Source organism: Geothrix sp. (genome assembly GCF_049292215.1).
Classification (GTDB): Bacteria; Acidobacteriota; Holophagae; order Holophagales; family Holophagaceae; genus Geothrix.
In genome coordinates, this window is record NZ_JBATQW010000004.1 from 1 (window position 1) to 6,672 (window position 6,672).

Annotated in this window: 4 protein-coding genes and 1 tRNA gene; 4 read left to right on the forward strand and 1 reads right to left on the reverse strand. The window is 66.5% G+C overall.

Features of this window, described 5'->3' with window-relative positions:
* On the reverse strand, window positions 1-2,182 hold a 2,182-nt coding region (locus tag WAS25_RS00585; protein WP_422309278.1), incomplete at its 3' end, for a CxxxxCH/CxxCH domain c-type cytochrome.
* Window positions 2,183-2,775: 593 nt separating this feature from the next.
* Here WAS25_RS00585 and uraA point away from each other — a divergent pair.
* From uraA to WAS25_RS00605, 4 genes are all read left to right on the forward strand, one after another.
* Window positions 2,776-4,056, forward strand: a complete 1,281-nt coding sequence (uraA, locus tag WAS25_RS00590; RefSeq protein ID WP_422309280.1) for a uracil permease — start codon at window positions 2,776-2,778, stop codon at window positions 4,054-4,056.
* A 27-nt stretch (window positions 4,057-4,083) separates the two neighbouring features.
* A complete protein-coding gene (locus WAS25_RS00595) occupies window positions 4,084-5,502 on the forward strand; it encodes an NCS2 family permease (RefSeq protein ID WP_422309282.1) in 1,419 nt (472 codons plus the stop codon).
* Between the two features lie 29 nt (window positions 5,503-5,531).
* Window positions 5,532-6,365, forward strand: coding sequence for a hypothetical protein (locus tag WAS25_RS00600; protein WP_422309284.1), 834 nt, complete (start codon window positions 5,532-5,534; stop codon window positions 6,363-6,365).
* 25 nt (window positions 6,366-6,390) lie between these two features.
* Window positions 6,391-6,467: transfer RNA gene (locus WAS25_RS00605), tRNA-Arg, on the forward strand.
* Window positions 6,468-6,672 lie beyond the last annotated feature (205 nt).

Here is a 6,672-nt window from a genome sequence, read left to right on the forward strand (position 1 = left end):
TGTGCCGTCCGAAGGCGTCGTTGTACTGGGTGGCGGTGACAGCCGTCGTGGCGACCCCATGGCAGGCGGTGCACTGGGTGAGGCTGTTGATCGTGCCCGTGGTCCAGCTGGGGGTCGTCTGGGCGCCGTGGCAGCTCACGTTCGAGCAGGTGAGCGAGGCTGGTGTGAAGGCCGAGGCGCCGGTCTTGGCACTGAAGATCGCCTCGATGGCGACAGAGGCCGGGGCCGTGGGGGTCCCGTGCAGGTAATCGGCGTTGGTGTAGTGGGCGGCCGTGCCCGTGCCGCTGCCGGCGTGGCAGGCGCTGCAGGTGAGGCCGGTGGGCAGGCCCATGTGTTTTACGTGGGCGCCGGCGATGCTCGGGAAGGCGGTGCCGCCGGGTCCCTGCGGCAGGCCGCTGGTGCCGGCGTGGCAGGACAGGCAAGTGCCTTTCCCTGAGGCCACCACGGTGGGATTCGCGAGCTTGTGGCAGGCGCTGCAGAGGGGCGCCGTCGCCATGGGGGATGTGCCACTGTAGGCATGGCAGGTGCCGCAGTCGGCGGTGAAGGTGGCGGCGGTGGCGTTCAGGTGGCCGTTACCCTGCGTGGTCGCCATGCCGGTCAGGAAGGGGATCGGGTGGGGCGGCCCGGAGGCGGTCCAGGTGTTGACGGCGGCGACATGGATGTGGGTGTGGCAGGTGAGGGCGCAGCCGCCGTTGCCCTGGGTGGCGCTGTTCACGGTATAGGTCCCGGGCCCCGTGACGATGGCGGGATTGAAGACGATGGTCCCACTGGGCAGCTGGTCCGCCGGCGTGCCGGTGGCCACGCCGTCCACGCCCGTCGTGTGCAGGTACTTGAAGTGCGCCAGGGCACCGGCCGAGCCGTTCGCCATGTTGTGGCAGGTGGTGCAGGCGATGGCGGCGGCGGGGTTCGTGGCGTTGTGGGAGCCCAGGCTGTGGCGGCCGAAGGCGTCGTTGTACTGGGTGGCGGTGGCGGCGGTGCTGGCAACTACGTGGCAGGCCGTGCACTGGGTGGCGCTGTTGATGGTACCCACGGTCCAGTCGGGCGTGGCCTGACCACCGTGGCAGCTCACGTTCGAGCAGGTCAGTGCTGTATAGCTGAAGGCAGGCGTCCCGCCCGCCTTGGCCCTGAACGTCGTGTCAATGGCCACGCTGGCTGGCCCTGCGAGCTCCCAGAGCCGGGCATTGGCGTTGTCATAGTGCTCGAAGGTGCCGCTGCCGCTGCCGGCATGGCAGGTGTTGCAGCTCAGCCCTGTGGGGAGGTTCATGTGCTTCAGGTGGGCGCCCGCGATGCTGGGATAGCCCGTGCCCCCGGGGCCCTTCGGCAGCCCGCTGGTGCCGGTGTGGCAGGACCGGCAGGTGCCCGCATTGGTGCCGGGCAGGGTGGGATCCGCCAGGGCGTGGCACTCCTGGCAGAGCGGGGCCGTCGTGGTGGGCGAGGTCCCCGAATAGGCATGGCAGGACGCACAGTCGGCAGCAAAGGCGGCGGCGGTGACTGTCATGTGTCCGTTCCCGCGGCTGTCGGTCATGCCGCTCAGGAAGGGGATGGCATGGGGAGCGATGTTGTTGTCGTGGCAGAGCGTGGCGTTGAAGCAGCCGGGCTGCGTGCCCGCAGGCGCGGGGATGGCGGGATGGCCGACCGGGTTCATCGGCGAGCCCGTGAAGTGGCACTGGGCGCAAACGGCGGCATTGGAGGGATCCGCAGTCACGTGCGTGAAGGTGGAGCCTGGTCCCAGCCGCCAGGGCTTGGGCGGGTGCGGGGCGCTCACGCCGTGGCAGGTGGCGCAGGCATTGGCGGAGGGGCCGCCGGAAAAGTCCTTGTTGTGGCAGATCTGGCAGGAGGCCAGGCCCGCGCCGGCCGGGGTGGCCAGCGCCCCCTTGGCGCGCAGGCCGTGGCTGCCGGGATCGGCAAAGCCGGGCGTGGACTGGTGGTGGCACCCAGTGGTCATGCAGGTCGGAATGCCGCTGCCCACCCGGAGGATCGAGATCTCATGGCACTTCGTGCAGGCGCTGAGCCCGGCCACGGCCTGGCCCCCGTGCACATCCATCCAGCCGGCCGGGTGGTAGCTCCCGTAGTACTGGGTGGTGTTGGCCGGGCTCTTGGTGCCGCCGCAGCCGAACAGGCCGAGGACGCAGAGGACCGCCGCGACCGCGATGGGATGCCACTTGGTTCGCTGATCCTTCATGGCCCACATCCTTGAAAAGCGCATGTCCGGGTTTCTGGATCGAAAGAAGAAGGGGAGGGTTGGGTCCGCTGTCTGTACAAGTTCTTCGGCAGATGCCCGGAAGAGGTTATGGAATGCTGGGCTCTTTGGGGAATGCTTCCTACAGCCCTTCTAGCTGTTTTGTCATGGTTGTGTACAAAGCATTTCCAGATCATAGGCAAATCCTTTGATTCCGCAATCGCAACCCCAAGTGGATTATTGATTTGCGTTCTCAATAGCCGTAGTTCAAAGGGTCTAATTCCGGCCTGATTCCGCCGAGACCCGAACCCGAACAGACCGCGCTTCGGAAGCTCTCCTCACCGGTTTCAACCTACCCCTGGTGTTGTAACAACATGTCGCAGCGATGGTGGCGTACAGGAGCGGGCGGTAGCCGCAAGGCGGTCACCTCGATGACGGGGTGCTCATGGTACGTGAACAACATGTGACGCCCGCACCACGGGTCGTCTGAAAAAATCTCTAGGCGTTCCCCCCTCGCCAGGGTCCATCCCCCTCTCTGCTGGTAGCAGGCCGTGTGGTCATGACCCCTCTCAGGATGCTCACCAACCGAGGCCCCCATGCTGCGCCGCACCATCGACGTTCACGAACGCCTGCCCCTGGCGCAGACCCTGCCCCTAAGCCTCCAGCACCTGTTCGCCATGTTCGGCGCCACGGTGCTGGTGCCCTTCCTCTTCAAGGTGAACCCCGCCACCTGCCTGCTCATGAACGGCGTGGGGACGCTGATCTACCTCGTGGTGGCCAAGGGCCGCATTCCCGCCTACCTGGGCTCGAGCTTCGCCTTCCTGTCCCCGGTCTTCGCCGTGCTGGCGGCTGGCCTGAGCTACCCCGCGGCCCAGGGCGGCTTCATCGTCTTCGGCCTCATCTTCATCCTGGTCTCCCAGGTCGTGCGCTTCGCGGGCACCCGGTGGATCGACATCATCTTCCCGCCCGCCGCCATGGGGGCGATCGTGGCCATCATCGGCCTGGAGCTGGCCCCCGTGGCCACCAACATGGCGGGCCTCACGCCCGGCCCCGCAGTGCTGGGCATGTCCCTGGCCAAGGCCCTGGTGGTGTCCCTCGCCACCCTGGCCGTGACCATCCTGGCCTCCGTCCTGCTGCGGGGCTTCCTGGCGGTGATCCCGGTCCTGCTGGGTGTGATCGCCGGCTACCTGCTCTCCCTGGGTCTCGGCGTGGTGGACTTCCAGGCGGTGCGCCTGGCCCCCTGGTTCCAGGTGCCCACCCTCTACGCGCCCACCTTCAACCTCCAGGCCATCCTCATCATCCTGCCCGCCTCCCTGGTGGTGCTGGCCGAGCATGTGGGCCACCTGGTGGTCACGGGCAACATCGTGGGCAAGGACCTGATGAAGGACCCGGGCCTGCACCGCTCCCTGCTGGGGGACGGCCTGTCCAACGTGCTGTCGGGCCTGGTGGGCGCCACCCCCAACACCACCTACGGCGAGAACATCGGCGTCATGGCCATCACCAAGGTCTACAGCGTGTGGGTCATCGGCGGCACGGCCTGCATCGCCATCCTGGTGTCCTTCTCCGGCAAGCTGGCGGCCATCATCCGTAGCATCCCGGTGCCCGTGATGGGCGGGGTGTGCATCCTGCTCTTCGGCGTCATCGCCGCGGCGGGCATCCGCATGCTCATCGAGAAGAAGGTGGACTACACCCAGTCCCGCAACCTGATCCTCACGTCCGTGGTGCTCATCAGCGGCATCAGCGGCGCCGCCGTGAAGCTGGGCACCGTCGAACTGAAGGGCATGGCCCTGGGCACCGTGGTGGCCATCGGCCTGAGCCTGCTGTTCTGGGGTTTCGACCGCCTGGGCCTCAGCAACGACACCGACGCGCAGCACTGATCTCTCATCCCCATTTCGGAGGACCGCATGGAACGTTTCTTCAACCTGAAGGCCAGGGGCACCACGGTGGCCACGGAGGTGCTAGCGGGCACCACCACCTTCATCTCGCTGGCCTACGTGATCTCGCTGATCCCCAACGCCTTCCTCAAGGTGGCGGGCATCGCCCCGGCCCAAGGCTTCACGGCCTTCGTGGTCTGCGCCATCATCTCCACTCTCATCGGCGCCTTCTACGCGAACCTGCCCATCGCCTTCGCCTCGGGCATTGGCCTCTCTGCCTTCTTCGCCTTCACGGTCTGCGCCCCCGCCAACCAGGGCGGCATGGGCTACACCATCCAGGTGGCGCTCACGGCCCTGCTGCTGGAGGGCATCGTCTTCATCTTCCTCAGCGCCATGAAGGTGCGCGAGCAGTTCATGGACGCCATCCCCTTCTCCCTGAAGAAAGGCATCTCGGTAGGCATCGGACTCTTCATCGCCATCATCGGCTTCGTGGATTCCGGCGTCACCCAGGTGGGCCTGAAGTTCGAGCCCGACACGGTTTTCCCCATCCTGAAGAACGATCCCTCGGCCCTGTTCGGTCTGCATGACGTGAACAACCTCTTCATCGCGAAGTTCTGGGACCACGGGCACCTCACCCCCGCCTTCTGGAGCGTGGTGGGGCTCTTCCTCATCGCCGTGCTGGTGGCCAGACGCGTGAAGGGCGCCATCCTCATCGGAATCCTCGTCATCACCCTGGTGGGCCTGCTGCCCGTCTCCTTCGGCGGCGGGTTCACGCACCTGCCCAAGGGCGCCCTCTTCCAGATCCCCGTCTGGCCGAAGATGTTCCAGTACGACTGGAGCTGGACCCAGTCCCTGGGGGGGATGATCAACATCTTCATCATCCTGTTCACCCTGCTCTTCGTGGACATGTTCGACACCATCGGCACCCTCATGGGCATCGGCGCCCAGGGCAAGATGCTGGACAAGGAGGGCCGCTTCCCGGGTGCCTCCAAGGCCTTCATGGCCGACGCCGTGGGCACCACCTTCGCCTCCATGTTCGGCACCACGGCCATCACCGCCTACATCGAGAGCGCTTCGGGCGTGGCCGAGGGCGGTCGCACGGGCCTCACGGCCCTGGTGGTGGCGGGCTGGCTGGCCATCGCCCTCTTCCTGTCACCCCTCTTCTTGATGGTGCCCCTGCAGGCCACCTCGCCGGCGCTCATGATGATCGGCTTCTTCATGCTCTCCGAGATCAAGGAGATCGCCTTCGACGACATCACGGACGCCATCCCTGCCTACCTGGCCGTCATCGTCATGCCCTTCACCTTTTCCATCGTGAATGGCATCGCGCTGGGCATGATCGCCTACACCATCCTGAAGGCCGCCACGGGCCGCTTCAAGGAGGTCAACCCGATCATCCTCGCGCTCTCCGCCGTCTTCCTCCTCAAGCTCCTGTTCCTGTCCGCCTAGCCGTTGACGGCTTCCACTCCGGAGATCCCATGACCAAGCTCGCCCTCGCCCTCCTCGCCGCTGCGGCCCTGCCCTTGGGCGCCGCCGACTGGAGCGACACCTTCCTCGGCTACCGCACCAGCGACCAGTTCCGGGAGCCCGGCATCGATGGCACCATCAAGAAGGACATCCTCCAGCTCAACCACGTCAGCGGCTGGGCCTACGGCACGAACTTCTTCAACGTGGACATGCTCATGTCCGACAAGGGCGACCCGGCGGCCAACGGCAAGAGCGGCGCCAACGAGGTCTATGTGGTCTACCGCACAGCCCTGAGCCTGGGCAAGCTCAGCGGAAAGAACCTGGGCTTCGGCCCCGTGCGCGATGTCTCCTTCACCGCCGGCTTCGACTTCAACGCCAAGGACACGGCCTTCGCGTCCAAGAAGCGCTTCCTGGTCTTGGGCCCCACCCTGAACTTCAAGGCGGGCAGCGGCTTCTTCGACCTGGGCCTCTGGGGCTGCCACGAGCAGAACTACAACGGCATCGTGGGCAAGTCCGTGGACTTCAAGACCACGTACCTGATCTCCGCCGCCTGGGGCCTCCCCTTCCAGGTGGGCCGCGTGGGCGCCGAATTCAAGGGCTACGCCAACTACGTGGGCGCCAAGGGCAAGGACGGCTTCGGGGTGGAAACCAAGCCCGAGACCCTGGCCAACCTGTCACTGCTCGTGGACGTCAGCCCCGTCTTCGGCACCAAGAAGAAGGTCTACGCCGGCGTGGGCTACGAATACTGGAACAACAAGTTCGGCGGCCAGAACAGCGACGCCCCGGCCCCCGCCACCAACCGCCGCGTCACCGCCCCCATGCTGCAGGTGCAGGTCCACTTCTGAGCCGACCCGCTAGACTATCCCCTGCGCGCCTATAGCTCAGGTGGATAGAGCAACGGCCTTCTAAGCCGTAGGTCGCTGGTTCGAGTCCAGCTAGGCGCACCAGTACGCCTTGCTGGACTCGGGCCAGCGAGTGGGCTCGCGGAGGCCCTCCGGGGGAGGGCCGGGAGCGAGACCGGCAGACGGCGCAGCCGGATGCAGTTCGAGTCCAGCGTTAAATGGGTCGGCGCCCCCACGCGCCTAGCTGGACTCTGGCCAGCCCCGGCCACGCGGACGTCGCCGGGATCCAGCGTCAAGTGGGCTTATGGAG

Bases quoted from the DNA above. Each gene is read 5' to 3' on its own strand.
- WAS25_RS00595 (WP_422309282.1), top strand. From the start codon at position 4,084: ATGGAACGTTTCTTCAACCTGAAGGCCAGGGGCACCACGGTGGCCACG.
- uraA (WP_422309280.1), top strand. From the start codon at position 2,776: ATGCTGCGCCGCACCATCGACGTTCACGAACGCCTGCCCCTGGCGCAG.
- WAS25_RS00600 (WP_422309284.1), top strand. From the start codon at position 5,532: ATGACCAAGCTCGCCCTCGCCCTCCTCGCCGCTGCGGCCCTGCCCTTG.